This window comes from Azospirillum brasilense (genome assembly GCF_022023855.1).
GTDB classification, from domain to species: Bacteria; Pseudomonadota; Alphaproteobacteria; order Azospirillales; family Azospirillaceae; genus Azospirillum; species Azospirillum brasilense_F.
The window spans coordinates 510,653-535,605 of record NZ_CP059453.1; the positions used below are offsets into that span (position 1 = coordinate 510,653).

Genomic DNA, 24,953 nt, shown 5'->3' on the forward strand with positions numbered 1-24,953 from the left:
TTTTTTGCGGCGTGGCTCCGGTCAGCGGATCTCGATGAGGTCCGTCAACTCGCGCACGACCAGTTCCAGGCTGTCGGCCACGGCCTCGCACGACACCCGCTCCTCCGGGGTGGTGAAGTCGGCGGAGCGCAGGGTGGCGATCTGCTCCTTCAACCGGCCGATGTAGGCGATCAGCTTTTCTTCCATGCCCGAACCCCGTGGTGCGAGAGGCTTCCCGCAACCATAACAGGCGAGTGGTGGCTTTGGCGCCGGAATTCTCCAACGGCGCGTTTGCGGGGGGAAGCGGGGTGGCCGAACGAATGGCGAGAACGGTTCACGAACCGATCAGCGCCTCCACCTCCCGGATCGCCGCATCGGCGGGAATGCGCTCCATCTCGCGGCCGCCGAAGGCGGCGGCGGTCAGCACCGCACCCCGCGTCACCTTGGGGCGCAGCTTCTCCGCGATGGTCGGGCCGTAGAGGGTCAGCAGCGGCACGTCGGCGAGGCCGAACAGGTGGCTGGTCCCGCTGTCGTTGGCGACCGCCGCCGCGCAGCGCCGGGTCAGCGCGATGGTGCGCACCGGGGAATAGCGCGGCTCCGCCAGTTCGGCGTCCTGGAGCGGGAACAGCGCCTGCGGCACGGCGGCGCGCAGTTTGGGCAGCCAGTCCAGCTCCGCCGGGCCGAGGATGAAGACCGGCACCCGCCCACCGGCGACCTGGGCGCGGGCCAGCTCCACGAAGCGGTCCAGCGGCCAGCATTTCACGCGCTTGCCCGCCCCCGGTGCGATGGCGACATAGTTCGGCCCGTGGGGCAGGACGGCGCGCGCCTCGGCCTCGGCCTCGACCGGGATGGGCACGGCCATGTCCAGCGGCGGACGCCGCCCACCGGCGACCTCCAGCAGGTCGAACAGGCGGTCCAGCACATGCCGCGGCTCTTTGTAGCCGGGCGGCGGGCGGCGGTCCGACAGGCGGTAGCCGGCGCAGGCCGAGACGAACACGTCGTGCTTCAACCGCCGCGCCAGCAGCGTCCGCCAGGGCAGCGCCTGGGTGTCCAGCACCAGGGAAAAGCGCTCGCGGATGGGCATCGGCTTCAGCAGGCCGAGCGGGCTCCGCCCAATGCCGGTGTCGGCGCGGAACTCGTCGATCAGCCCGTCCATCATCGGGCGCAGCGTGGTCGCCAGATGGGTGCCTTCGGTGGTGATCCAGGTGATCCGGTGATCCGGGAACATCCCCCGCAGGGCGCGCACGAAGGGAATCTTAATGAGCGCGTCGCCGATCAACTCGCCATGGGTGAAAACGGCGAGCGACGGGGAGCCGGCGCGGTCGGTTGCGGGCATGCGGAAGCCTCGGGAGGATGCGGCCAAGCGGACGGCGGACTATAGCGGCCCGCATCCGGCGGCGGAACCCTTGGCATCGGCGGAGTCTACAGCTCCGCGTTCAGGCCCGACGCCGACAGCTCGACCGGGCGCACGGCGTGGCCGGAAGGGGCGTAGAGGCCGTCGCTGGCCGCCTTCTCCAGCGCCACCAGAAGACTGCGGTTGATCGACAGCACGGCCTTGCGCATGGCGACCAGCCCCGCCGCGTTGTCGTTGATGGCGCGGTCCAGCCGCTCCACCCGCTCCAGGATCATCGCGCGCAGGTCGTCGTTCAGCCGCAGCGTGCCCGACTGCGCCTGGGTCATGATGCCGCCCAGACGGTCGGCCATCGCCTGCTTGCGCCGGGCGTAGCCCTCCAGCCCCTCCAGATCGCCGGCGGCGAGCGCCGCCGTCTCCTCGTCCAGCAGAACGCTGAGTTCCGCCACCGTGTCGAGGAACTCCGTCATCACCACGGCGGTCGGCCCGTCAGCCAGTGCGGGGATCTCGGGCTCCGGGGCGGTGATCGGGGCGGCGTCCGCCTCCGGCTTGGTGTCGGGGGCGAATTCGCGGATCAGGTCCTTGAAACGGCGGCTCATCCCTTGGTTCCTTCGCTCGTCTGGCCGTAGAGGCGGGCCACGTCGGCCTCGACCATGCGGCCGATCCCCAGCGTGCCGGCCTCGGCGATGGCCTTGCCGTACTCCTGGAGCATGAAGCTGCGCCACGTCCGCTCGCCCTGGCCGCCGCCGAAGGCGCTGCCGGTCTCCACGCCGGCGAACATGGATTCCAACATCTGCCCGACCATCAGCGCCTCGAACTCCTGCCCGGCCTTCTCGGCGGATTGGGTTCGGGCGGCGGGTTTCGCGGCGGCGGAACGCGCGGTGGGGGTGGTCGGGGAAAGGGGGGAGATGTCCATCGTGTCGTCGTCCGGCCGGAGGTGTCAGATGATTTCCAGGTCGGCGTGCAGGGCCCCCGCCGCCTTGATGGCCTGGAGGATGGCGACCATGTCGCGCGGCCCGACGCCCAGCGCGTTCAGCCCGTTGACGAGCTGCTGCAGGCTGACGTTGCCGCCGATGGTGACGAACTGGCGTCCGTTGCCCTCCTGCACCTGCACGTCGGTGCGCGGCACCACCACGGTCTGCCCGTCGGAGAAGGGCTGCGGCTGCGACACCTGGGGCGTTTCCACCACGCGGACGGTCAGGTTACCCTGGGTAATGGCGACGCGGCTGATGCGCACGTCGTCGCCGATGACCACGGTGCCGCTGCGCTCGTCCACCACCACCCGCGCGATGCCGTCCGGGCGCACGGTGAGCTGCTCGATGTCGCCGATCAGCCGGGCGACCGCGCCGGTGTAGCGGGGCGGGATGCGCACATCGACGGTGGTCGCGTCCAGCACATGGACGGCGCTGCTGCCCAGCCTCAGCGCCACCGCGTCGGCGATGCGGTTGGCGGTCGTGAAGTCGGGGTTGCGCAGCGCCATGCGGACGCCGGTCGTCTCGTCCAGCGCGAATTTCAGCTCACGCTCGACGATGGCGCCGTTGGCGATGCGGGCGCTCGTCGGCACGCCCTTGGTCACGTTGGCGGCCACCCCGCCGGCCGAGAAGCCGCTGACCGACAGCGACCCCTGGGCCACGGCGTAGGCCTGCCCGTCGGCGCCCAGCAGCGGCGTGACCAGCAGCGTGCCGCCGAGCAGGCTGGTGGCGTCGCCCAGCGCCGACACGGTGATGTCGATGGTCGTACCCTGGCGGGCGAAGGGCGGCAGCGAAGCCGTGACCATCACCGCCGCGGCGTTGCGGGTGCGCAGCACCTCGTCGCGGGTGTTGATGCCCAGCCGCTCCAGCATGCCCTTCAGGCTCTGCTCGGTGAAGGGCGTGTTGATCAGCCGGTCGCCCGAGCCGTTCAGGCCGACCACGAGGCCGTAGCCGATGAGCTGGTTGCGGCGCACCCCGTCGAAGGTGACGAGATCCTTCACCCGCGTCTGGGCCAGCCCATCGCCCGCCATGGCGGCGGCGCCCAGCAGGCAGGCCGCGGCCAGCGCTGCCACGCGGAGGGCTCGGCGGATCGGACCATGCTTCATCAGACCGTCTTTCATCATCCCGCAGGGAGGCCGTGCCGTCCTACAGGTAATTGGCGAGGCTCATCCGGGCGATACGGGCAGTGGCCGCCGCGGTCGCCTCGATCTGCACCTCGAGCTGGTTCATGCGCAGGCTGGCCTCCGCCGGATCAACGCTTTCCATCGCGTCGAGCTGATCGTTGAGGATGCGAAGCTGCGTCGTGTTCATCGCCGCGATGTCGTCGAGCTGCGCGCGATGGATGCCCAGCTGCGCAGTGGCGTCGCGCACCCCTTCGATGCCACCGGACACCTTGGCGACCGCGGCCTCCATGTAGGGCTTGTAGGCGTCCAGCGGCAGCTGGCTGGTGTCGACGCTGGCCAGCATGTAGAGGCCCTGGAGCAGGTCCCGCATGGCCGGGTCGTTGGCCTGGATGCCGTAGGGGATCTCGGTCGTGCGGTCGGGTCGGGCGCTGAGGCGCGGGGCGGTCGACGGTGCCCCCCGATAGAACCCGCCCTCGAAGCCGAGCGGCGAGGCCGATGGCGTGGCGAACAGGTCGTCCAGGGCCGCCACGGCGGCGGCGGTCTCGGCCGGGGTCTGCGGCGACGCGGTGCCCCCGGTGGCCGCGGCGATGGCGTCCTGCACGATCTGGATGGGCGAGGGCAGGCCGGAGTCGTCGCCCTGCACGGCGCGCATGGGGGCGGCCTTCACCTCCACCCCACCGAACAGATAGCCGTTGCCGGAGGAGGCGTTGAGCATGCCCACCACCTGGTCCAGCATGGCGCGCGCCCGCACCTGGAGCGAGCTGCCGGTAGGCGAGGGCTGTCCCAGCCCGACCGAGGCGGCGGCCAGAACGTCCTGCCCGGCGGACAGGATGTTGGTCAGCGCGCTGTCCATGGTCCCCAGCCGCCCCTGCAGCAGGGCGGTGGATTTCAGGGTCTGGTCGGTCTCGTCATACAGGTTGCGCAGCGCGATGGCCTGCCCGGTGCGCGCACCCAGCGCCTTGGCGACGTCGAAATGCTTGCCGCTGGCGATTTCGTCGTTGTTGCGCAGCCGTTCGAGCTGAAGCTCGGTGTTGGCGGTCTGGAGGCGCTTGCTGAGGCCGAGGGTGGAGACAGCGTTGTAGAGCATGGCGTCAGTTCCGGATCTGGAGCAGCGTGTCGAGCATCCGCCCGGCGGCCTGCAGCACCTGGGCGCTGGCGCCGTAGCTCTGCTCGATCAGCAGCAGCTTCTGCATTTCGTCGTCGACGTTCACGCCGTCGCGGTTGAGACGCGCCGATTGCAGCGCGTCGGCGCTGATCTTGCGGGTCTTCATCTCGGACTCGGCGGTGGTGCGGTAGCCCTGCTGGGTGGAGACCATGCCGGTGGCGTAGTCGCCCAGCGTGGCGGAGGAGGGCAGGTCCGCCGCGGCGAAGCTGCGGGTGGCCGAGAAGGCGTTCAGGAAACGGTCGATCTGCGTGGTATCGCCCGATGCCAGCGGAGCGCCCGCCTGGACGCCGCTCTGCACCATCCAGGGGTTGCTTCGCACGCTGCCGTTGACGGCGATGCGCGAGGCCAGCCCTTCCGTCGTGCCGTAGGCGGCGCCGGCGTCGGTGAACAGGCCGGGCTGGGTGGGGTCGATCTCCGCCGCCTGGAACTGCCGGACGATGCCCGCCGCCAGTTCGTCGAGCTGGGCCAGCGCCCGCGGCATGTCCTGGTGGGCGGTCTGGACATAGCCCATGATGCGCCCGCTCTGGATGTCCTGGTCCGGGCTGTCGGAGATGATCTTGCCACCGGCCACCAGATCGCCGCCGACGAGCTGAAGCGGCTGGGCGCCCGCCGGCAGCTCGCGGTCGAGCAGCGTCTGGCCGTTGCGGGTCATCACCACGACCTCCCCGCTCTCGCGGGTGTGGGTGCGGATGCCGATCTCGTTCGACACCTGATCGAGCAGCCGGTCGCGCTCGTCCATCAGGTCGCCGGTCTCGGCGCCCTTGGCCTTCTGGGTGGCGATGGCGCTGTTCAGCTCCCCGATGCGGACCAGCGAGCGGTTGACCTCGTCGACGGAGGACTGGAGCCGTGCCTTGGCGTCGTTCTGCACGGTGATGGCCGCGGCGGCGGTGTCGTGCAGGCGGCGAACCAGCGATTCCGCGGAATCAACCACGGCGGTGCGCGCCGCCTCGTTGTCCGCCTGGTTGCGGAGCTGGCTGAAGGACTGCTGGAGCTTCGCCAGCGCGGTGGAGACGGACCGCTCGTCCTGCGGCTGGCCCAGCGCCGTGGCGTAGTCGGCCAGCGCCGAGGCGCGGGTTTCCTGCGCGGTGTAGCGGCTCTGCTCGAACCGGGCGTCGCGGATCAGGAACTCGTCCACGCTGCGCAGCACGCCGTCGACGCGCACACCGTGGCCGCGCCCGCCGCTGATCGCGGTGGAGACGGCCAGATCCTTGCGGACGAAGCCCGCTGTGGTGGCGTTGGTGATGTTGTGCGAGACCAGCGCGGCTTGCTGCTGGGTCGCGCGCAGCCCGGACAGGGCGGCGCTGAGGGCCAGTTGGAGGCTCATGGCGGGCTATCCCCTTTCCCGTCCGTCAGCGCTTCAGGCGGGTGGTTTCGTCCACCATCTCGTCGGCGGTGCGCACCAGCGTGGCGTTGGAGGAGTAGGCGCGCTGCGTCTCGATCAGCGACACCAGCTCCTCCGCGATGTCGACGTTCGACTGCTCCAGCGCGTAGCCGGCGACCGAGCCGGCGGTGCCGCTGTTGCCGTTGCTCAGCGTCATCGTGCCGCTGTCGATGCCCAACGTGTAGGTGTTGCCGTCCTGCGGGACCAGCCCGCCGGGGTTGACCACGTCGGCGACCGGCACCTGATAGAGCGGCTGGCGGGCGCCGTTGTCGTAGACCGCCCACAGCGTGCCCGCCTTGTCGACGTCCACCGTGCTGACGCGGCCGGCGCGGGCGCCGTCGCCCATGAACTGCGGCACGTAATCGCCGTTGAGCTGCGTCAGGTTGCCGACGGTGACGTTGACGGTGTCGGGCGTCGGGTTGGCCGGCGAGGTCAGCGTGATCTGCGGCAGGGCACCCGCCGGCAGGCCGGCGTTGGCGCCCGTGGTGTCGAAGGTGACGGTGTTGGTGGACAGCGTCGCGGTGTAGCCGGCGGGCGGCGTGACCGACAGCGTCCATTCGTTCGGGTTGGCCGTCTTCGTCCAGGTCATCGTGACGTCGAGCGGGTTGCCGAGACCGTCGTAGAGCGAGGTGGAGGTGTCGAAGCTGGTGCCGTTCGTGGCCTGCGCCGGCAGGTTGCCGGCAAAGCTCATCTGCGACGTCTTGCTGCCGCCATAGGCCAGCCCGGCGATGGAGACGGCGCTCAGCCCATCGAAGCTGCTGCGGTTCACCGCGGGCAGGCTGCCGTCCGGGCCCAGCTTCCAGGCCTGGAGATACTGGCCGGCGCTGTTGCGCAGGAAGCCCTGGTCGTCGGGCAGGAAGCTGCCGGCGCGGGTCAGCGCGTAGCCGGGCGAGGTTCCGGTGGTGCCGGCGTTGTCGGCGACGACGAAGAAGCCGCGCCCCTCGATGGCCATGTCGGTGGCGGACTGGGTGCCCTGGATGGTCCCGTCCTTCAACACCTGATAATGCACGTTGGAGCGGACGCCGCCCGCGGAGTAGTTGCTCGTCGAGCCGGAGGAGGTCATCAGCGTCGAGAAGTCGACCGCGGCGCGCTTGTAGCCGATGGTGGCGGAGTTGCTGATGTTGTCCGAAATGGCGGCCATCCGCGAGCTTTGCGCGGACATGCCGCTCACACCGGACCGCATGGCGCTGAACAGGCTCATCGGGAGATCCTCATCCTAAAACGGTTGGGCCGGAAGCGAGCCACGGGATTCTCCGCGATGGACTTCGGAGGGGAGAGTACAGGGCGGCTTTTAAAGCGGATTTAAAGAGCGTTTTTGTGCGTTTACTTAAAATTTTTCGCTCTTTTGCTGTGGCTGTCCGTTGGGCCGGCGGCTGGGGGCGCCTCTTTCCCGTGGGAAAGGGTGAAACCGAAGTGCGATTGCGGGGGCGGCGAACGGATGCCGCATTGCGCGGATCGACAAATCCGGTCACTGTTGGACCGGTTGTCCTCCATGCATCGAGTGTCCAGAGTGAGCGAAGAGCAAAAGCAGCAGGTTACGGCGGTCGTCAAATGGTACAAGGCCGACAAGGGCTTCGGCTTCGTCCGCTTCGCCGACGGAAGCGGTGAGGCGTTTCTGCATTCCCGGGTTCTCGCCTCGCTGGGCGAGGTGTCGCTGACCGAGGGCACCGGCCTCGTCTGCGACATCGCCGAGACCCCGAAGGGGCCGCAGGTCGTGGCCATCCATTCCATCACCCCCGCCGACCCGGCGGAGGCCAAGCCGGCCCGCGCGCCGAAGCAGCGCCGCCAGCGCCAGCTGGAGGGCGGCGACCCCCAGGCCGTGCGCCCCGCCGCTCCGGCGGCCATCCGCGAGCCCAAGCCGCGGCGCGAGCGGTCGGCCCCGGCCCTGATGCCGGTGCCCACCGGTGAGATGATCTACGGCACCGTGCGTTGGTACAATCTGGACAGCCAGTCCGGCCTGATCGACCCGTGGGACGACGAGACGGGAATCGGCGTCTATTTCGACCGTGCGATCCTGCGCCAGTCCGGGCTGGAAGTGGTGGCCGACGGCGAGGACGTGCGTTTCGTCGCCGTGCCGGGCGACGGCGGCCCGACCGCGCTGCGCGTCGAACTGGTGTGAGCCGACAGGATTCGGGCGCCGTCGGGGTCTCTGCCCGGCGGCGCCTGCTTCAGAGCGGAACCTTGGCTGACGCGATCAGCGGGGCGTGAAGGACCGCGAGGGGCGGCGCTCGACGACCACCGGCGGGCGCTGGTCCATGCCGCCGGAGGGGCGGGACGGATAGTGGCCGCGGGATTCGGAGGAGTCCATCCGCCCGGCGGCCTCGCGCACCTCGAAGATGCGGCGTTCGACTGGCAGGCTCTCCGCCAGGACGATCACGGTGTTGAGCGAGATCCGGTCGATCGCTGGCTCCATCCGGTCGGCGCGCAGCCGGCCCGCCTGCACAAGTTCCTCCACCTCGGCTTCCGAGCACTTCAGCCAGGCCGCCGCCTCGGCGATGGAGAGTGACTGGTCGCGCATCGAAGAAGCTCCAAGACTGGGGTGGGGACGGGAAACCGGGTTGCCAATAGGGGTGTACCCGATTTCCGCGCCGAACAACAGGGTGGCGAAGGGGCGTCCCGCCACAAGACGCCCGGAAACCGCCTCTTTTTACTCCTTGGTCACGCTCCGGCAGCGCTGCTGAAGCAGGGCGACGGCCTGGGCGGCCTCGTCGCCCTGCAGGGTAAAGGCCCGTTCGTCCAGCAGCCGTCCATCGGCGTTGAAGGCGCGGACGAACAGGCCATGCGCGGTGCTGGTCACCACCGCGTCCACCACCGCGTCCGCCGTCTCGTCGCTCGCCACGTCGATGAAGGACGCGAGTTCCGACAGCTCGCCGTCGTCCGTCCAGTCGGCCTCGGCGATCAGGTCGAGCAGATCGTTCAGCCCGCCGGCCGGTTCGCAGCGCTGGACGCGCGGGTCGGCGCCCTGGATGGCCGCGGTGAAGCGGGTCAGCGCCTCGCGGATGCGGGTTTCCTCCGCGGGGTCGAGTTCGGGTTCGCCGTCCTCGCCGATGCGGGCCAGACCGAGGAAATCGGGAACCGCATCCTCGCCGGCGGCCTCGACGGCGTCCGCCTCCTCCTCGATCAGCCCGACGACGCCGACCAGCCGGGTGCCGGCGTCCGCCGGATCGGCCAGCAGGTCGGCCTCGCGGACGAAGCGCAGCGCCGCGTCGGTCGAATCCAGCAGGCGCAGCAGCAGGGTGCGGCGGTCGGCGGCCTCCAGATAGACCAGCGCCTCCGGCTCCAGCCAGACCGGCAGCAGGCGGGTGTCGGCGGCGGTTTCCAGCAGGCCGGTGGAATCCAGCGCCTCTTCGATGGCGGCGGCGGCGGGCGGTTGCGACAGGTCGCCGGACACCTCCACCGCCAGCCAGAAGAGGGTGGCGATCATGTCGTCGCCCTGGGAGTCGGTGCGCCGGACGGATTCGGCGATGGTCTCCACCTCGTCCAGAAACTCCGGCTGCTCCTCCTCGCGCAGCTTGTCCAGCGCGGCCTCAAGCACCGCTTGGCGGCCGGCGTCCAGCGTCTCGTCGAGCAGTTCGTCGAAGCGGCGGTCGCTGTTGCGCCAATAGCGGACCAGGCGGTCCGCCGGCGTGCCCGTGAAGGTTCCGGTGGCCGGCTTGTCCGCGCCGTTCCGCCCGTTGCCTGTCTTTGCCATGCTGCCTCTCCTGACTGGTCCGCCGGCGCCGTCGGGCGCGGGGGTGACGATACGGGCAGTGACCGTAGTGGCCGGAGGGCGCGCTGGCAAGCCGCCTGTCAAGCCGTTGTCTTGCGCTTTCAGGGCACTCGACAGCGGCGCCCGTCCTGCGGCAGGCTGGGGCCCGCAATCAAAAGCCGGAGGGCAGGGCCCGTGACGACGCGCGATGAGACCGAGGTCCTGCTGGCGGAGCTTCGCAAAGGCTTCGGCGTGGCCTCGAACAGTGAGCTTCTGCATCTGCTCGCCGCGCTGGGGCGGGTCGTGCTGGACGAATCCAGCCGCGACGAGCGCGGCCGCCGCGTGCTGAAGATCGTCGGCAAGGGTGGGCGCGAACGCCAGATCGTGATTTCGGAATAAAGGAAGGACGCCCTTCCCCGCGCACCGCCGCGGGGAAGGGCGTTTCCGTCAGCTCGCGCGGACGCGCTGGAGGAAGCCGGACAGCTCGCGGTTGAGCGCGTTGGCGCCGTCGGCGAGGTCGTGGGCCTTGTCGAGAAGCGTGCGGGCGGCGGTGCCGCTGCGGTCGGCGGCGGCGTTGACGCCGGCGATGGTCTGCGTCACCTCGGTGGTGCCCAGCGCCGCCTGATGGACGTTGCGGGCGATCTCCTTGGTGGCCGCGCTCTGCTGCTCCACCGCCGCGGCGACGGTGGCGCCGATGGTGCCGACGCGGGTGACGACCTGGACAACCGCCTGGATCTCCTGCACGGCCTCGCCGGTGGCACTCTGGATGCCGGCGGCCTGGGCGGCGATCTCGCCGGTGGCGCGGGCGGTCTGGGCGGCCAGCGCCTTCACCTCGTTGGCGACGACGGCGAAGCCCTTGCCGGCTTCCCCGGCGCGCGCCGCCTCGATGGTGGCGTTGAGCGCCAGCAGGTTGGTCTGGCTGGCGATGTCGTTGATGAGATCGACGACGCGTCCGATGCTCTGCACGGAGTCCGCAAGGCCGCCGATCTGCCCGTTGGCGCGCTCGGCCAGCGTCATCGCCTCGCGGACGATGTTGGTGGATTCGGTGATCTGGCGGGTGATCTCCTCGATGGAGCTGGTGAGCTGCTCCGACGCGGCGGCGACCGTCTCCACGTTGGCCGAGGTCTGCTCGGTCGCGGCGGCGACGCTGGTGGCGAGACGGTTGGTCTCCTCCGCCGTGGCCGACATGCTGCGGGCGCTTTCCTCCATTTCGGTGGATTCCGCCACGAAGCGGCTGACCACGCTGCCGACGGCCCCCTCGAAGCTGCTGGCGATCTCCTCCAGCGAGCGCTTGCGGTCCTCCTCGGCGCGGCGGGCGGATTCGATCTGCTCGGCCTCCAGCCGGCGCTTGGCGAGGGCGTTCTCGCGGAAGACCTCCACCGTGCGGGCCATGGCGGAGATCTCGTCGCGGCCGCCGGACGGAACCGTCACGTCGAGGTCGCCGGCGGCGATGCGCTCCATCCCGCCCTGGAGGGTGAGCAGGCGGCGCACCACCATGCGGCGTACGAAGACCAGAACGACCAGCGCCGACAGCAGCAGGCTGACCACGCCGACCCCGATCTGAAGGATCGTGCCGTTGGACAAGGCCTTCTCGCTGTCCTCTGCGGCGGTGGTGATGGCGCCCTCCTGCGTGTGCACGAGGTTCACGACTGCCATGGACAGCGTTTCGGACAGGCTCAGGTTGTTGGTCAGCAGGTCCCGCTGCGCCTTCAGAATCTCCAGCTCGGCCAGCCGGGTGGGAATCAGCCCGTTCGGCTCGATCGAGAGGGTTTCGATCGCCTTCAGCGGTTCGGCCATCGCCTCGCGCGAGGCTTCGGGCAACTGTCCGGAGTTGGCGGTCATCGTGGTGACGAGGATGCGCGTCTGCGCCTCGATGATCGACAGCCGGTTCTCGTCGGAGCTGGCGGCGGCTTCGGTCAGCAGGCCGCGGACGGTGGTGGCGCCGTCGTCGATGCCGCGGACGATGGCGAGCTGCTCCTCGGTCTGGAGATACTCCTCGCCGGCCTTCAGTCGCTCCTCCGCCGGGCGGGTGTCGTCCCGGAAGGCGGCGCGCTGCATGTCCACGCCGCTGCCGTGGATCGATTTCCAGGGCGCCACGAGCTGCGACAGGCGCCGCGTGGCGATGACCACCTGCTCCAGCAGTTCGGAGCGGCGGTCGCTCAGCCCGATCCGCTTGTCCGCCGCCTGATCGAGCAGCGTGACGTTGGCGAGCAGGGCCTGGGCGGCGCTGCTGGCGGCGGCTGTTTCGGACGGATTGCCGGCGTGGGACGCGGCGTTGGCGCTGTTCTGCTCCAGGTCGGCCAGATCGCGCAGCTCGCGTTCGAAGTCGTGCCGCTCCATGGCGATGCGCGCCGCGAGATCCGCCTTCTCCTCCTTGCTGGTGACGGAGCGGAAGGCGGGGGCCAGCGCGTCGATGCGGCCCGCGTGCTGGGCCGCCCGCAGGGCGCCGAGCGCGGACGGCACGGCCTCCGCGGTGATGACCTGCAGCGTCCGGCCGAAGCCGGCGTATCCGGTCAGCGCCACCCCGATGGCGACGAGCGTGCAGCACATCACGGCGCCGACGCCGGTGAACAGGCGCCCCTGAACGCCCCCCAGCCGGCTTGGACGCACCGCCTTATCCTGGGCAATTTCTAACGGTTTGGACATGTCATCTCTTCCCCAACGGCGGTCTTGCTTCTCGTTGGCCCCGCCGCACGCCGTCCGCGGCAGGCCTTATCCCTTTCTTCCCGTCAGCCGAGCCAGGCCGTGTGGGCCAGAACCTCGTTCGAGCCCCGCCAGACCATGTCGAGCGCAACATAAGTGATGATCGCAAGACCGATCCAACCAATCCAGCGATGTTTGTGCAGAACACGTGCAATTACGTTCGCGGCGGCGCCCATCAACGCCACCGAGAGCAGCAGGCCGAGCACAAGCACGGTCGGATGCTCCTTGGCAGCACCGGCCACAGCCAGCACATTGTCAAGCGACATCGACACATCGGCCACCACGATCTGCCAGACGGCGGCGCCCACGGTCGCCGCCCCCACGGCGGCGACGGCCGTGTTGTTGTTGATGGAGGCGGTTCCGGGCAGGACGTCGGGGGCGTTCAGCGCCTCTTCCGGCGTGATTTCGTCGGCGCCCTGGGAGCGCAGTTCGCGGAACATCTTCCAGCAGACCCAGAGCAGAAGCACGCCGCCGGCCAGAGTCAGCCCGATGATGGCGAGAAGCTGCGTGGTCATCAGCGCGAAGATGATACGCAGCACGATGGCCGCGCTGATGCCCCACAGGATGACCCGGCGCCGCTGCTCCGCGGGAACGGCGGCGGCGGCCATGCCGACCACGATGGCGTTGTCGCCGGCCAGAACAAGGTCGATGGCGACCACCTGCCCGAAAGCGACGAGTTGCGGCCAGAGTTCGGCGGTCATCATGATTCGTCTCCATTGCAGCGGGGCGCCCGTTGATCGGAGCGCCCCGCGGTATCCTTGCTGTGCGGTTGGGGCGCCCGGTCAGCGCATGAGGAGGTGGGGGAGCCAGAGTGAGAAGGTGGGAACGTAGGTGACGAGGAGGAGGGTGACGAAGAGGGCGCCGTAGAAGGGTGTGATGGAGCGCATGACCTCGCCGACGGAGACCTCGCCGATGGCGCAGCCGATGAACTGGGTGGTGCCGACGGGCGGGGTGTTGAGGCCGAGCGCGCAGTTGATCAGCATGACGATGCCGAACTGCACCGGGTCCATGCCGTACTGCATGGCGATGGGCAGGAAGATCGGCGTGCAGATCAGGATCGTGCTCGCCATGTCCATGAAGGTGCCGAGCAGGAACAGGATGATGTTGATCAGCAGGAAGATGACCAGCGGGTTGGTCGAGATGCCGGCCATCAGCTCGCCGGTGATCTCGGCCACCTGATAGAGGCCCATGATGTACTGGAACATCGTGGAGACGCCGATCAGCAGCAGGACCACGCCGGTCGTCTTGACCGTCTTGGCGGCGGCGGCCAGGAAATGGTCCCAGGTCAGCGTGCGGTAGACGAAGGTGGTGAGCAGCAGGGCGTAGATCACCGCGATGGAGGCGGACTCGGTGGCGGTGAAGACGCCCGAGGTGATGCCGGCCAGGATGATCACGACGATGAGCAGGCCGGGAGCGGCGGCGGCGAAGGAGCGGCCCAGGATGGCCCAGCCGGGGAAGGTGCCGGCGGGGTAGCCGCGCTTGACCGCGACGTAGTAGGCCGCCCCCAGGTTGCAGACCATCAGCAGCAGGGCGGGGACGATGCCCGCCGCGATCAGCGCGCCGATGGAGGCTTTGCCGCCGGCGGCCAGCGCGTAGATGATCATGTTGTGGCTGGTCGGCATCAGCGCGCCGACCAGGGCGGCGTGGGTGGTGACGTTGACGGCGTAGTCGGCGTGGTAGCCTTCGCGCTTCATCATCGGGATCATCACCGCACCCATGGCCGAGACGTCGGCGACGGGGGAGCCGGCGACGCCGCCGAACAGGGTGCAGGCGACGACGTTGGACATGCCGAGGCCGCCGCGGATGTGGCCGACCATGTTCTTGGCGGTGGCGACGATCTTGTCGGCGACGCCGCCGTGGAGCATCAGCTCGCCGGAGAAGACGAAGAAGGGGATGGCGAGGAAGGAGAAGACGTTCATGCCGGACATCATCTGCTGGAAGATGACGGCGACGGGGAGGCCCTCGTAGAGGATGGTGCACAGCGCCGACAGGCCGATGGCGAAGGCGACCGGGATGCCCAGGACGAGGAAGCCGAAGAAGGTGACGGCGAGAATGGTCAGTTCCATGATGGTGCGACCTCCTCGCCGCGGATGATGGCGACGACGTGTTCGATGGCGAAGAGCACGATCAGGACGCCGGAGAGAACGAGCGGGATGTAGCGGACGGCTTCGGAGACGTGCAGGTTGGGGATGTAGTAGGCGGCGACGGAGGTGCCGAGGACCCAGCCGTTGTAGGCCATGCAGGCGCCGAAGACGCCGACGAGGGCGTAGATGACGATCTCGACCTTGCGGCGGATGACGTCGGGCAGCATGACGAGGAAGGATTCCAGGCCGATGTGGCCGGCGTCGCGCACCCCGACGGCGGCGCCGATGAGGGTGACGTAGAGGACCAGCACGATGGCCAGGCTCTCCGCCCAGGTCGGCGAGTCGTTCAGCACGTAGCGGCCGAAGACCTGATAGAACACCACACAGACGATGGCCATCAGGCCGACCATCGCCACGCACATCCCCGACCATGCCAGACGCGCGTTCACCCGCGTCAACAAGCGTGGGGCGGCGAGGGGGCGGACCTCTTCCAATTCAAGTTCGATGCTCATGATGCCGTCCTTCCCGCGGGTCGCGGCGCCGGCCGGGAATGGCCGGCACCGTGACCGCGTGCCTTACTTCGTATCCTGGATGCGTTGGACGAGGCCCTGCAGCTTCGGCGTGTTCGCGAACTTGGCGAACACGGGCTTCATCGCGTCGATGAATTCCTGCTTGTTCTTCACGTCGCTGATCTGGGAACCGGCCTTCTCGACGATGGCGCGGGAGGCCTCCTCACGCTCCGTCCACAGCTTGCGCATGTAGGGGACGGAATCCTTGGCGGCCTTGCGGATGGCGGCCTGGTCGTCCTTCGACAGGCGGTCCCAGGTGACCTTGGAGAAGACCAGCACCTCCGGCGCCATCGCGTGCTCGGTGCGGGTGAAGTACTTGGCCGCCTCGAAGTGGCGCGAGGATTCGTAGGACGGGTAGTTGTTCTCCGCCGCGTCGACGATGCCGGTCTTCAGGCCGGTGTAGACCTCGCCCATCGGCATCGGCGTCGGGTTGGCGCCCAGCGCCTCGATCATCGACACGAACAGGTCCGACTGCTGGACGCGGATCTTCATGCCCTTCAGGTCGGCCAGCGACGACACCGGCTTCTTGGAATAGAGCGAGCGCGAGCCGCTGTCGTAGAAGGCCAAACCGATCAGCCCCTGGCTTTCCATGGCGGCGAGGATCTCGTCGCCGATCGGGCCGTCCAGCACGGTGTGCATGTGGTCGGTATCGCGGAAGATGAAGGGGAGGGCGACGACCATCGTCTCCGGCACGACGTTGTTCAGCGGCGCGACATTGATGCGCATCATGTCGAGGCCGCCGATCTTGATCTGCTCGATCGTGTCGCGCTCGTTGCCCAGCGCGCCGTTCGGGTAGACCTTCACGCCGAGCTTGCCGTTGCTGCGTTCGCTCAGCAGCTTGCCCATGTATTTGACCGCCTCGACGGTCGGGTAGTCGCCGGGGTGGATGTCGGCCGACCGGAAGTCGCGGGCCGACACCGGGGCGGCGAGCAGCGCGCCCGCGGCGCAGGCGGCCAGCAGCGCCATGCCGAGGCGACGGAAAGTATTCTTCATGGACCGTACTCCTGCCTTAGGAGAAGTGCCTGTTGGAGCGGAGGCGGGGTGTCGGCCCGCCGAAAATGGAAAAACGAATAGTTCCAGCGTTCGGAAGAAGCCCCGGCTGTTCGGCTGCGCGCTTCGAATAACAGCGCTGCGAAAGCGGAGGCAAAAAATAATCCCGAAGGGGATGAAGGCGCAAAATCCCGGCGCCATCGGCGCGTGCCGACGGGGGTAAAGCTGGGCTGTTCTTGTCCTTTGTTCCGAAGCGCCCGCGGCGTTCTTCCGCGCGGCTGCCCTAGTGTTGTCCGGTGAGCGGGCGGCGTCGGTTGTTCAAGCCCGTGCCACATCCCGCTGCGCTAGTTATATTAATATATCAGCTTTCAAGGCAAGCGCAAAACGGAGGCCGGAAAGCGTGACGCCAAAATGTCGCAAGCCGGATGGGGATTAAAGCCGGGGCGGGGTTTGCCGCCCCGCGGCGGTGGGCGCGTCGGTGAAGTAAAGCGGTGCGGCGGCGCGCAAATCGTCGATGGCAAGCCGCAATCCGTCGAGATGGGCGCCGAGCGCCTCGACGCTGGCCTCGCGGTCGTGGGCGGCGATGGCCTCCACGATAGCGTCGTGTTCGGCGATGACTTTGGCCATCTGGCCGGGCACGGGCAGGGTCAGGCGCCGGCAGCGGTCGACCTGCACCTTCACCTGCTCCACCAGCGCCCAGAAGCCGGGAAATCCCGCGATCTCGGCGAGCAGGGCGTGGAAGCTCTCGTCGGCCTCGTGGAAGCCGTCGCGGTCGCAGGCGGCGCAGAGGTCGCGTTGCTCCTCCAGTGCCGCGCGCAGCTGGGCGATGTCACCGGCGGTGGCGCGGATGGCGGCCATCCGCACGGTGGCCTCCTCCAGCGCCTTGCGGATCACCCCGGCCTCCGGCAGGGCGGCGACCGGGATCAGGGACACATAGGTGCCCGATTGCGGGAAGACGTCGATCAGCCCCTCGTCGGCCAGCCGCAGCACCGCCTCGTGCACGGGGGTGCGGCTGACGCCGTAGGCCGCGGCGATGCGGGCCTCGGCAATGGGTTCGCCGGGTCGTCGGCGCATCCCCAGGATATCGTTCCGCAGGTCGCGGTAGATGGGAGAGGCGGAGCGCGGCGCGGGCCGGACCGTGGCGAGCCGGCGCTGTCGCGGCGGGGCGGCGGTGAGTGTGTCCGATGGCATGAGCCACCTCGTCAGACAGGCGGGTCGCGCGGGCGTGGGCCGGCGCCCCGGTGAACGTGTGAAAGCTAATATATTAGTGTTTGCGCCCGGTGCTGAATGGCAAAGTGTGGGGCACCCCGGGCGAAGTGTCGCACGTCTCCGCCCCCGCCCGGCGGCGCGTCTCGCGGATCAGGATCAGCAGGCCGCTGGCGATGACGATGGCGGCCCCGGCCAGCACATGGGTTCCCGGCCAGTCGCCCCAGAACAGCCATCCGAACAGGCAGGCCCAGAGGATTCCGGCGTAGTTGAACGGGCTGATGACCGCCGCCGGGGCCAGCGCGTAGGCGCGGGTGGCGAAATACTGGGCGCCGCCACCGACCAGCCCCATCGCTGCCATCAGCGCGAAGCCCTCCGCCGTCGGCATCGTCCAGACGAAGGGCAGGGCGAAGGCGCTGAGCAGCGTGGAGAAGGCGGTGAAGTAGAAGACGGTGGTGACCGGCGCCTCCGTCCTTCCCAACTGCCGCATCGCCATCATGGCGAAGGCGTAGGCGACGGCGGCGCTCAGCCCGACCAGCGCGCCGGTGTTCAGCATGCCGCTTCCCGGCTGCACGATGACCAGAACCCCGGCGAAACCCACCGCCACCGCCCCCCAACGGTAGGGGCCGACCCGTTCCCCCAGCACCGGCACGGACAGCGCGGTCAGGAACAGCGGGGCGGAGAAGGACAGCGCCACCGCGTCGGCCATCGGCATCAGGTGATAGGACAGGAACAGCAGGACCATCGAGGTCAGGCCGATCGCCGCCCGCCAGAAATGGCCGCCGAGATGCTCCGTCCGCAGGCCGCGCCAGCCGCCGGCGCGGGCCAGCATGGCGGTGGCGGGCAGCAGGGCGAAAGCGTTGCGGAAGAAGGTCACCTCGGCCAGCGGGTAGTCCGCTGCGAGGTGCTTCGCCAGGGCGTTCAGCACCGCGTAGAGGAACACCGCCAGCAGCATGGAGACGATGCCGCTGCGCGCCTGGAGATGGCTGGGGATGGGTTGGGCCATGGTTGCCCTGCGGGTGAGGGAATGGGTTGACCTTACCCCCACCCCGGCCCTCCCCCGCTGACGCAGGGGAGGGAGAATGGTCCCCTCCCCTGCGTCAGCGGGGGAGGGTTAGGGTGGGGGCAAAACGTCTGCCTTCAATGCGCCGTGCGGCGGCTCGGGCGGCGGTAGATGAACCAGTAGACGGCGCCGACCAGCACCGCGCCGCCGAACCAGTTGCCCAGCGTCACCGCGGCGAGGTTCAGCAGGAACTGCCCGACCGGGATCACTGGTGCGGCGCGGCCCAGGTCGGCCCAGAAGGAGGCGGGGGCGCCCCATTCGATCAGCAGGCCCAGCGGCACGAAATACATGTTGGCGACGCAGTGCTCGAAGCCTGCGGCGACGAAGGCGCTGACCGGGAAGACGATCGCCATGATCTTGTCGGTCACGCTGCGCGCGCCGAGCGCCAGCCACACCGCCAGGCAGACCAGCACGTTGCACAGGATGCCCAGGAAGAAGGCCTGCCCGGCGGGCAGCCCGGCCTTGGCCGTGGCGAAGTAGAGCGCCGAGGCGCCCACCGCCCCGTGGCCGAAGGCGTACTGCCCGGACAGGAAGACCAGCAGCGCCGTGCCGGCGGCGCCGACGAAGTTGCCGATCCACACCGTCGTCCAGACCTGGAGCATCCGCCCGGTCTTCACCCGCCCGCTGGCCCAGGCCATGACCATCAGCGCGTCGCCCGTGAACAGCTGGGCGCCGCCCACGATGACCAGGATCAGCCCCAGTGAGAAGACCAGCCCGCCGAGCAGCCGGGTCACCCCGTAGGGCAGCATGCCCTCCGCACCCGACATGGCGACGGTGGCGAACAGCCCGCCCAGCGCGATGAAGGCGCCGGCCAGGACGGCGAGGGCGAACAGCGTCGCACCGTCGTAGTTGGCCTTCTTGACGCCCAGATTCTCCGCCGCGAGCGCGATGGCGTCGGGCATCAGCGCGTCGAGAGAGGACGCGGGCGGGGTTGCGGGGGAGGCGGCGGGGGAGGCGTGTGCGGCGGCCTCCGGAAGGGAATGCGTGTCCATAAAGGTGCTCCTCGTCTCGGACGGCGTCTCACACGGCCTTGAGGCCCTGCGTCCGGAAGATGCCGCGCACCCGCTCGGTCAGCTCCGGCGGGGGAGGCTCGGTGTTGGCCAGCGCGTAGGGCAGGCCGAGCTGCTTCCATTTGAACTCGCCCATCTTGTGGAAGGGCAGGACGTCCACCCGCTCGACCACCTCCAGGCCGGCGGCGAATTCCGCCAAGCCCTCGATCTCGTCGAGATGGTCGGTCAGGCCGGGAACCAGCACGTAGCGCAGCCAGATCGGCTTGCGCATCGCGGACAGCCGCTCGGCGAATTCCAGGGTCGGGCGCAGCGGCACGCCGGTGACGGCGCGGTAGGTGGCCTCCTTGAACGCCTTGATGTCCAGCAGCACCAGATCGACGTCGGCCAGCAGGTGGTCGTCGGCGTGGCTGCCGAGGAAGCCCGAGGTGTCCAGCGCGGTGTGCAGGCCGAGCTGCTTGGCGCCGCGGTAGATGGCCGCGCAGAATTCCGGCTGGACCAGCGGCTCGCCGCCGCTGATGGTCAGGCCGCCATGGGCGCGGTGCAGGAAATCGGCGTAGGTGGCGATGTCGGCCAGCACGTCCGAGGACTGGGCCGGCGACCCGTCGTGCATGTGGCGGGTGTCGGGGTTGTGGCAGTACTGGCAGCGCAACGGGCATCCGGCCAGGAACAGGACGTAGCGCAAACCCGGCCCATCGACCGTGCCGCCCGTCTCCACCGAATGGACCCAGCCGCGGACCGATGCGCCCGTCCCGGCGGCGTGTGCGGGTTGGGGGGTAATCGGGCTGAGCATGAGGCACCTCGTGAATGGGCGCCGGTGTCCGCTTCATGCGGCACCGGCGCTGTGTGCCATCCTATGTCAGGCCCCGGCGTCGGCCATGACCGGGGTCAATTGATCTGACCGGGCCTCCTGCGCGCTTTGCGTGTATCCGCCAGCGGGAAGAACGGGGCGCTCCACCCAGGCGATGCGCAGGATGTTGGTCGAGCCCGGCATGCCGAAGGGCACGCCCGCGGTGATGACCAGACGCTGCCCGTCCTCCGCCAGACCGTGGGCGTAGGCGATGCGGGTCGCCTTGTGCACCATGTCGGAGAAGTTCTGGATGTCCTCGGTCAGCACGCTGTGCACGCCGTAGGCCAGCACCAGACGGCGCGAGGCGGCGACGGTCGCGGTCAGGCAGAGGATCGGCACCTCCGGGCGCTCGCGGGCGGCGCGCAGGGTGGTGGAGCCGCTGGTGGTGTAGGTGACGATGGCCGCCGCGTGGATGGTGTGGGCGACCTGCCGCGCCGCCGCGGTGATGGCGTCGGCAGCCGTCTCCTGCGGGTCGGCGTGCTGAGCGTCCATCATCGTGCGGTAGAGGTCGTCATGCTCGACCCGGCGGGCGATGCGGTCCATCATCGACACCGCCTCCACCGGGTAGGCGCCCGAGGCGGTCTCCGCCGACAGCATCACCGCGTCGGCGCCGTCGAAGACGGCGGTGGCGACGTCCGACGCCTCGGCGCGGGTCGGGGCCGGGGCGCCGATCATCGATTCGAGCATCTGGGTGGCGACGATCACCGGTTTGCCGGCCTTGCGCGCCTCGCGGATGATCCGCTTCTGGATGCTCGGCACGTCCTCCGGCGGCATTTCCACGCCAAGGTCGCCGCGGGCGACCATCACACCGTCCGACAGCTCGACAATGCGTTCCAGATGCTGGATGGCCAGCGGTTTCTCCAGCTTGGACATCAGGGCAGCGCGTCCGGCGATCAGCTTGCGCGCCTCCGCCACGTCCTCGGGACGCTGCACGAAGGACAGCGCCACCCAGTCGACCTCCTGGTCGAGCGCGAAGACGAGGTCGGCGCGGTCCTTGGCGGTCAACGGCGACAGCGGCAGCAGAACGTCGGGCACGTTCACGCCCTTGCGGTCGGACAGCTTCGTTCCGGCCACGACGACGGTGTCGGCGTGGTCCGGGCTGCAGGCGACGATGCGCAGCCGCACCTTGCCGTCGTCCAGCAGCAGGTCGGTGTCGGGGCGCAGGGCGGCGAAGATCTCCGGGTGGGGCATGCCGACGCGGGTGGCGTCGCCCGGCTCGGCGGAGAGGTCGAGGCGGAAGGGTTGGCCCACCGTCAGCTCCACCGAACCGGCGGTGAAGCGGCCGAGCCGCAGCTTCGGCCCCTGGAGGTCGGCCATGATGGCGATAGGCCGCTCCAGCTCACGCTCCAGGGCGCGGATGGCGCGCACGCGGGCGCCGTGGTCGTCGTGCGAGCCGTGGCTGAAGTTCAGGCGGAAGACGTCCACGCCCGCCTCGAACAGCGAGCGGATCATCTCCGGCGAGGAGGAGGACGGACCCAGCGTGGCGACGATCTTCGTCTGCCGGAAGCGGCGGATCGGGGAGGTGGGGGCGGTCATATCGAAACGGGCTCCGCAAAAGAGGGCGGGGATAGTGGGCGCGGCGCGCGGGCGTTCATCGGTAAGACCGCCGCGCCAGGGCCGGCGTGACGGGAGCGGCGCGCGGCGGTCGGTGCGGTTCTCGGGGATGCGCTCGCGGCACGGGCGGGCTTGGGCCGGCCGGGCTGCGCGTCTGTCCTTCGCAAAATAAAATACTAGTATATCAGATTGAAAGGCAAGCCCGTTCCGCCGGGCAAAGCGGCCTTTCGGCCAAAATGCCGCAGGCGCCCCCGCCCAATGGATCGACCGGCGTGTAGGGCTTTTTGCCGAGGGGGATGGTATTGGACCCCCTTCGATTTTGGATTATTTTACCGACACGACGTGCTTTAAGACCGCTTCGGTGTGTTGGCATGGATTAAGCCAAGGGATCGGCAAATCATCGGTCCATCCGGATGCATGGGACAAATTTGAGGAACGCCGGAACAATGACGATGGTGGCTGAATGACGCGGGCGGTGCGGCTATGAACGGTGGCGTAGACTTGAGCAATTGCGACCGGGAGCCGATCCATCTCGTCGGGTCCATCCAACCAAGCGGATTCCTGATCGCGCTGTCGACGGATTGGATCGTCAAGCACGCTTCGTCCAACATCGGGGCGTGGCTGGGGGTGGAGCCCGACGCTCTGCTGGGGCTTCCCCTGACCGGGGTGATGGAGGAGGAAGCGCTGCACGCCATCCGCGGACGGCTCCAGCTCTCCCTCATCAACGGATCGGTGGAGCGTGCCTTCCGCCTGAAGCTGTCGGCCAACGCGCTGCCGCTGGACATCGCGGTCCATCTGTCCGGGCAGTCGATCATCATCGAGGCGGAGCCGAGCGAGCCGGATGGCGAGCTGGACGTTGGCTCCATGGTCCGCGCGATGATCGGACGGCTCCAGCGCACCGCCGACTTCGACGCCTGCTGCCGGGAAGCGGCGCGGCAGTTGCGGTCGCTGACCGGCTTCGACCGGGTGATGATCTACCGCTTCGGCCGTGACGGCGCGGGCGAGGTGATCGCGGAATCCGCGGTGCGCGGCATGCCCTCCTATCTGGGGCTGCGCTACCCGGCCTCGGACATCCCGAAACAGGCCCGCGCGCTGTACGAGCGGAACTGGCTGCGCTGCATCAACGACGTGGACGCCCCGCCCGCCGCCATCCTGCCGCCGGTCGGACCGGAGGGCGAACCGCTCGACCTGTCGATGAGCGTCCTGCGCAGCGTGTCGCCCATCCATTGCGAGTATCTGCGCAACATGGGCGTCGCGGCCTCGCTGTCGGTGTCGATCCTGCGCCGCGGCAAGCTGTGGGGCCTGTTCGCCTGCCACAACATGGTGCCGCGTCGGCTGTCGCTGGAGCGGCGCACGGCGGCGGAGCTGTATGGCCAGATGTTTTCCTTTCTTCTGGAGGGCGTCGAACGCGACCGCGAAGAGGCCTACGAGGCCAAGGCGCACCTGCTCCACACCCGCATCATGGCGGTGATGGCCGATGGCGCCACCTCCATGGAGAATCTGGAGCGGTTGCGCGGCGAGGTCGGCCACTACATCCGCAGTGACGGCTTCGCCATCGTGCTGGGCGGCCAGACCCTTGTGGACGGCAGCACCCCAACGCCGGAGGAACTGCTCGGGCTGGTGCGCATGCTCAACCGCACGCACGCCAGCCGCGTTTTCGCCACCATTGAGATCGGGCAGGTCCACCAGCCCGGCGTGGACTTCGCCGAGCGCGCCGCCGGCATGCTGGCCATCCCGGTATCGCGCAAGCCGCGCGACTACATCATCTTCTTCCGCAAGGAGTCGGTCCGCACCGTCACTTGGGCCGGCAACCCGGACAAGCCCGTGGAAGCCGGCCCCAACGGGCAGCGGCTGACCCCGCGCAAGAGCTTCGAGGCGTGGAAGGAGACGGTGCACGGCCAGTCGGAACCCTGGTCGGAGGCCGACCTGCGCATCGCCGACTCCCTGCGGATCACGCTGATGGAGGTGGTGCTGCGGCTGGCCGACCAGGCGGAGGAGGAGCGCCGGACAGCCCGCGAGCGGCAGGAGCTGCTGATCGCCGAGTTGAACCACCGGGTCCGCAACATCCTCAGCCTCGTCCGCGCGCTGCTGGCCCAGAGCCGGGCCGGGGTCACCCGTGTCGAGGAGTTCGCGGAGATCGTCGGCGGGCGCATCCAGGCGCTGGCGCGGGCGCACGACCAGCTGACGGCGGAGAATTGGAAGCCGTCCCCCTTGCGCCCCCTGATCGCGGCGGAGGTTGACGCCTATCTGGGCCATCGGGCGGAGCGAGTGGTCCTGTCGGGGCCGGAGGTGCTGCTGTCGCCGCCGGCCCTGTCCGTGATGGCGCTGATCATGCACGAGCTGGTGACCAACGCCGCCAAATACGGCGCCTTCGCCGACAGCGGCGGCCGGGTGAAGGTCCATTGGAGCCTGGACGACCGGGACGCGCTGGAACTCTGCTGGGAGGAAAGCGGCGGCCCGCCGGTGCAGGCGCCGACGCGCCAGGGCTTCGGCACCACCATCATCGAGCGTTCGATCCCGCACGAGCTGAAGGGCGAGGCGACGGTGACCTACGCCCTGGCCGGGCTGAAGGCGCGCTTCACCATACCGGCCATCCACGTCAGCTTGGCGCCTGAACGCCCGGCGGCGGCGATCGAAGCGGCGGTGACACCCTGCGCGGCGGCGGACATTCCGCTGGGCGGGACGGTGCTGCTGCTGGAAGACAACATGATCATCGCGATGAGCGCGGAGGACATGCTGCTGAAGCTGGGCGCCGAGCGGGTGGAGACGGTGGCAAGCGTCCGCCAAGCTCTGGTCGCCATCGCCGACGATCCGCCGGGCATGGCGCTTCTCGACGTCAATCTGGGAACCGAGACCTCCTTCCCGGTGGCGGAGCGGCTGCGCGAGCTGGGCATCCCCTTCCTGTTCGCCACCGGCTATGGCGAGTCCGCGATCTTCCCGGAGGAGTTCCGCGACGTGCTGGTCCTGCGCAAGCCCTATGATTCGGAGCAGGTGCGGCGGGGGCTCCAGACGGTGCGGGGGCTGTAGCGCGTCTCGCCGGAGTTCGGGATTCTCGGGGGCAACAGGGTCTTCACGGATTTCACAGATCTGAACACGGATGACACGGATTTTCTTTGATGCTTGCCCGGTGTTGGCTTCTCGAACAGAGCTTCCTGAGCAGGCCAATATTAAACAATCCGTGCCATCCGTGCCTGAATCCGCGAAATCCGTGTAAAATCTGTTGTCATCCAACAGGCAACACCCTCCCCGGTTGCCGCGCCCAGACGGT

23 protein-coding genes are annotated in these 24,953 nt (G+C 69.1%); 3 read left to right on the top strand and 20 right to left on the bottom strand.

Going from position 1 to position 24,953, the window contains the following annotated elements; all coding sequences use genetic code 11:
- Window positions 1-21 precede the first annotated feature (21 nt).
- From H1Q64_RS32120 to H1Q64_RS32155, 8 genes are all read right to left on the bottom strand, one after another.
- Window positions 22-186, bottom strand: coding sequence for a hypothetical protein (locus H1Q64_RS32120; protein WP_014199676.1), 165 nt, complete (start codon window positions 184-186; stop codon window positions 22-24).
- 127 nt (window positions 187-313) lie between these two features.
- On the bottom strand, window positions 314-1,315 hold the full coding sequence (locus H1Q64_RS32125; protein WP_237907870.1) for a glycosyltransferase family 9 protein: 1,002 nt from the start codon (window positions 1,313-1,315) through the stop codon (window positions 314-316).
- 86 nt (window positions 1,316-1,401) lie between these two features.
- Entirely contained in the window at window positions 1,402-1,929 is a 528-nt protein-coding gene (locus tag H1Q64_RS32130) for a flagellar protein FlgN (RefSeq protein WP_237907871.1), read from the bottom strand.
- Entirely contained in the window at window positions 1,926-2,246 is a 321-nt protein-coding gene (locus tag H1Q64_RS32135) for a rod-binding protein (RefSeq protein ID WP_237907872.1), read from the bottom strand. Before H1Q64_RS32135 ends, H1Q64_RS32130 begins: the two co-directional genes overlap by 4 nt.
- Window positions 2,247-2,270: 24 nt before the next feature.
- Entirely contained in the window at window positions 2,271-3,407 is a 1,137-nt protein-coding gene (locus tag H1Q64_RS32140; protein WP_237907873.1) for a flagellar basal body P-ring protein FlgI, read from the bottom strand.
- A gap of 40 nt (window positions 3,408-3,447) precedes the next feature.
- Entirely contained in the window at window positions 3,448-4,512 is a 1,065-nt protein-coding gene (locus H1Q64_RS32145; protein ID WP_237907874.1) for a flagellin, read from the bottom strand.
- Between the two features lie 4 nt (window positions 4,513-4,516).
- The gene (flgK, locus tag H1Q64_RS32150; RefSeq protein WP_237907875.1) at window positions 4,517-5,914 is read right to left on the bottom strand and encodes a flagellar hook-associated protein FlgK; all 1,398 of its coding nucleotides are present in this window, start codon (window positions 5,912-5,914) and stop codon (window positions 4,517-4,519) included.
- Window positions 5,915-5,939: 25 nt separating this feature from the next.
- Window positions 5,940-7,172 carry a flagellar hook protein FlgE gene (locus tag H1Q64_RS32155; protein WP_237907876.1) on the bottom strand — a complete coding sequence of 411 codons (1,233 nt, stop codon included), beginning with the start codon at window positions 7,170-7,172 and terminating at the stop codon, window positions 5,940-5,942.
- 309 nt (window positions 7,173-7,481) lie between these two features.
- On the opposite strand from H1Q64_RS32155, the gene H1Q64_RS32160 reads away from it, so the two are divergent.
- Complete coding sequence (locus H1Q64_RS32160; protein ID WP_237907877.1) at window positions 7,482-8,090, top strand: cold-shock protein; 609 nt, start codon at window positions 7,482-7,484, stop codon at window positions 8,088-8,090.
- Between the two features lie 75 nt (window positions 8,091-8,165).
- Here H1Q64_RS32160 and H1Q64_RS32165 read toward each other — a convergent pair whose 3' ends face one another.
- Both H1Q64_RS32165 and H1Q64_RS32170 read right to left on the bottom strand, forming a co-directional pair.
- On the bottom strand, window positions 8,166-8,489 hold the full coding sequence (locus H1Q64_RS32165; protein WP_014199685.1) for a hypothetical protein: 324 nt from the start codon (window positions 8,487-8,489) through the stop codon (window positions 8,166-8,168).
- 129 nt (window positions 8,490-8,618) lie between these two features.
- A complete protein-coding gene (locus H1Q64_RS32170) occupies window positions 8,619-9,662 on the bottom strand; it encodes a DUF2863 family protein (RefSeq protein ID WP_237907878.1) in 1,044 nt (347 codons plus the stop codon).
- Between the two features lie 192 nt (window positions 9,663-9,854).
- Between H1Q64_RS32170 and H1Q64_RS32175 the strand changes: the two genes are divergently transcribed.
- Window positions 9,855-10,058, top strand: coding sequence for a hypothetical protein (locus tag H1Q64_RS32175; RefSeq protein WP_014199687.1), 204 nt, complete (start codon window positions 9,855-9,857; stop codon window positions 10,056-10,058).
- A 48-nt stretch (window positions 10,059-10,106) separates the two neighbouring features.
- Here the strand turns inward: H1Q64_RS32175 and H1Q64_RS32180 are convergent, their stop codons facing one another.
- The 10 genes from H1Q64_RS32180 to pyk form a co-directional block, all read right to left on the bottom strand.
- On the bottom strand, window positions 10,107-12,305 hold the full coding sequence (locus H1Q64_RS32180; protein ID WP_237907879.1) for a methyl-accepting chemotaxis protein: 2,199 nt from the start codon (window positions 12,303-12,305) through the stop codon (window positions 10,107-10,109).
- An 83-nt stretch (window positions 12,306-12,388) separates the two neighbouring features.
- Window positions 12,389-13,066 carry a TerC family protein gene (locus H1Q64_RS32185; RefSeq protein WP_237907880.1) on the bottom strand — a complete coding sequence of 226 codons (678 nt, stop codon included), beginning with the start codon at window positions 13,064-13,066 and terminating at the stop codon, window positions 12,389-12,391.
- A 78-nt stretch (window positions 13,067-13,144) separates the two neighbouring features.
- Window positions 13,145-14,428, bottom strand: coding sequence for a TRAP transporter large permease (locus tag H1Q64_RS32190; protein WP_237907881.1), 1,284 nt, complete (start codon window positions 14,426-14,428; stop codon window positions 13,145-13,147).
- A complete protein-coding gene (locus H1Q64_RS32195) occupies window positions 14,419-14,958 on the bottom strand; it encodes a TRAP transporter small permease (RefSeq protein WP_237907882.1) in 540 nt (179 codons plus the stop codon). Before H1Q64_RS32195 ends, H1Q64_RS32190 begins: the two co-directional genes overlap by 10 nt.
- A 63-nt stretch (window positions 14,959-15,021) precedes the next feature.
- Window positions 15,022-16,008, bottom strand: coding sequence for a TRAP transporter substrate-binding protein (locus tag H1Q64_RS32200; protein WP_237907883.1), 987 nt, complete (start codon window positions 16,006-16,008; stop codon window positions 15,022-15,024).
- Window positions 16,009-16,437: 429 nt separating this feature from the next.
- The gene (locus H1Q64_RS32205) at window positions 16,438-17,196 is read right to left on the bottom strand and encodes a GntR family transcriptional regulator (protein WP_237907884.1); all 759 of its coding nucleotides are present in this window, start codon (window positions 17,194-17,196) and stop codon (window positions 16,438-16,440) included.
- Between the two features lie 73 nt (window positions 17,197-17,269).
- Window positions 17,270-18,217: a DMT family transporter gene (locus H1Q64_RS32210; RefSeq protein WP_237907885.1), complete on the bottom strand. Its 948-nt coding sequence runs from the start codon at window positions 18,215-18,217 to the stop codon at window positions 17,270-17,272.
- Between the two features lie 134 nt (window positions 18,218-18,351).
- On the bottom strand, window positions 18,352-19,266 hold the full coding sequence (locus H1Q64_RS32215) for a formate/nitrite transporter family protein (RefSeq protein ID WP_237907886.1): 915 nt from the start codon (window positions 19,264-19,266) through the stop codon (window positions 18,352-18,354).
- Between the two features lie 28 nt (window positions 19,267-19,294).
- On the bottom strand, window positions 19,295-20,074 hold the full coding sequence (pflA, locus tag H1Q64_RS32220) for a pyruvate formate-lyase-activating protein (protein ID WP_237907887.1): 780 nt from the start codon (window positions 20,072-20,074) through the stop codon (window positions 19,295-19,297).
- A 66-nt stretch (window positions 20,075-20,140) separates the two neighbouring features.
- On the bottom strand, window positions 20,141-21,667 hold the full coding sequence (gene pyk / locus H1Q64_RS32225) for a pyruvate kinase (RefSeq protein ID WP_237907888.1): 1,527 nt from the start codon (window positions 21,665-21,667) through the stop codon (window positions 20,141-20,143).
- 501 nt (window positions 21,668-22,168) lie between these two features.
- Here pyk and H1Q64_RS32230 point away from each other — a divergent pair.
- Window positions 22,169-24,712: an HWE histidine kinase domain-containing protein gene (locus H1Q64_RS32230; protein WP_237907889.1), complete on the top strand. Its 2,544-nt coding sequence runs from the start codon at window positions 22,169-22,171 to the stop codon at window positions 24,710-24,712.
- The last annotated feature ends 241 nt before the right edge of the window (window positions 24,713-24,953 follow it).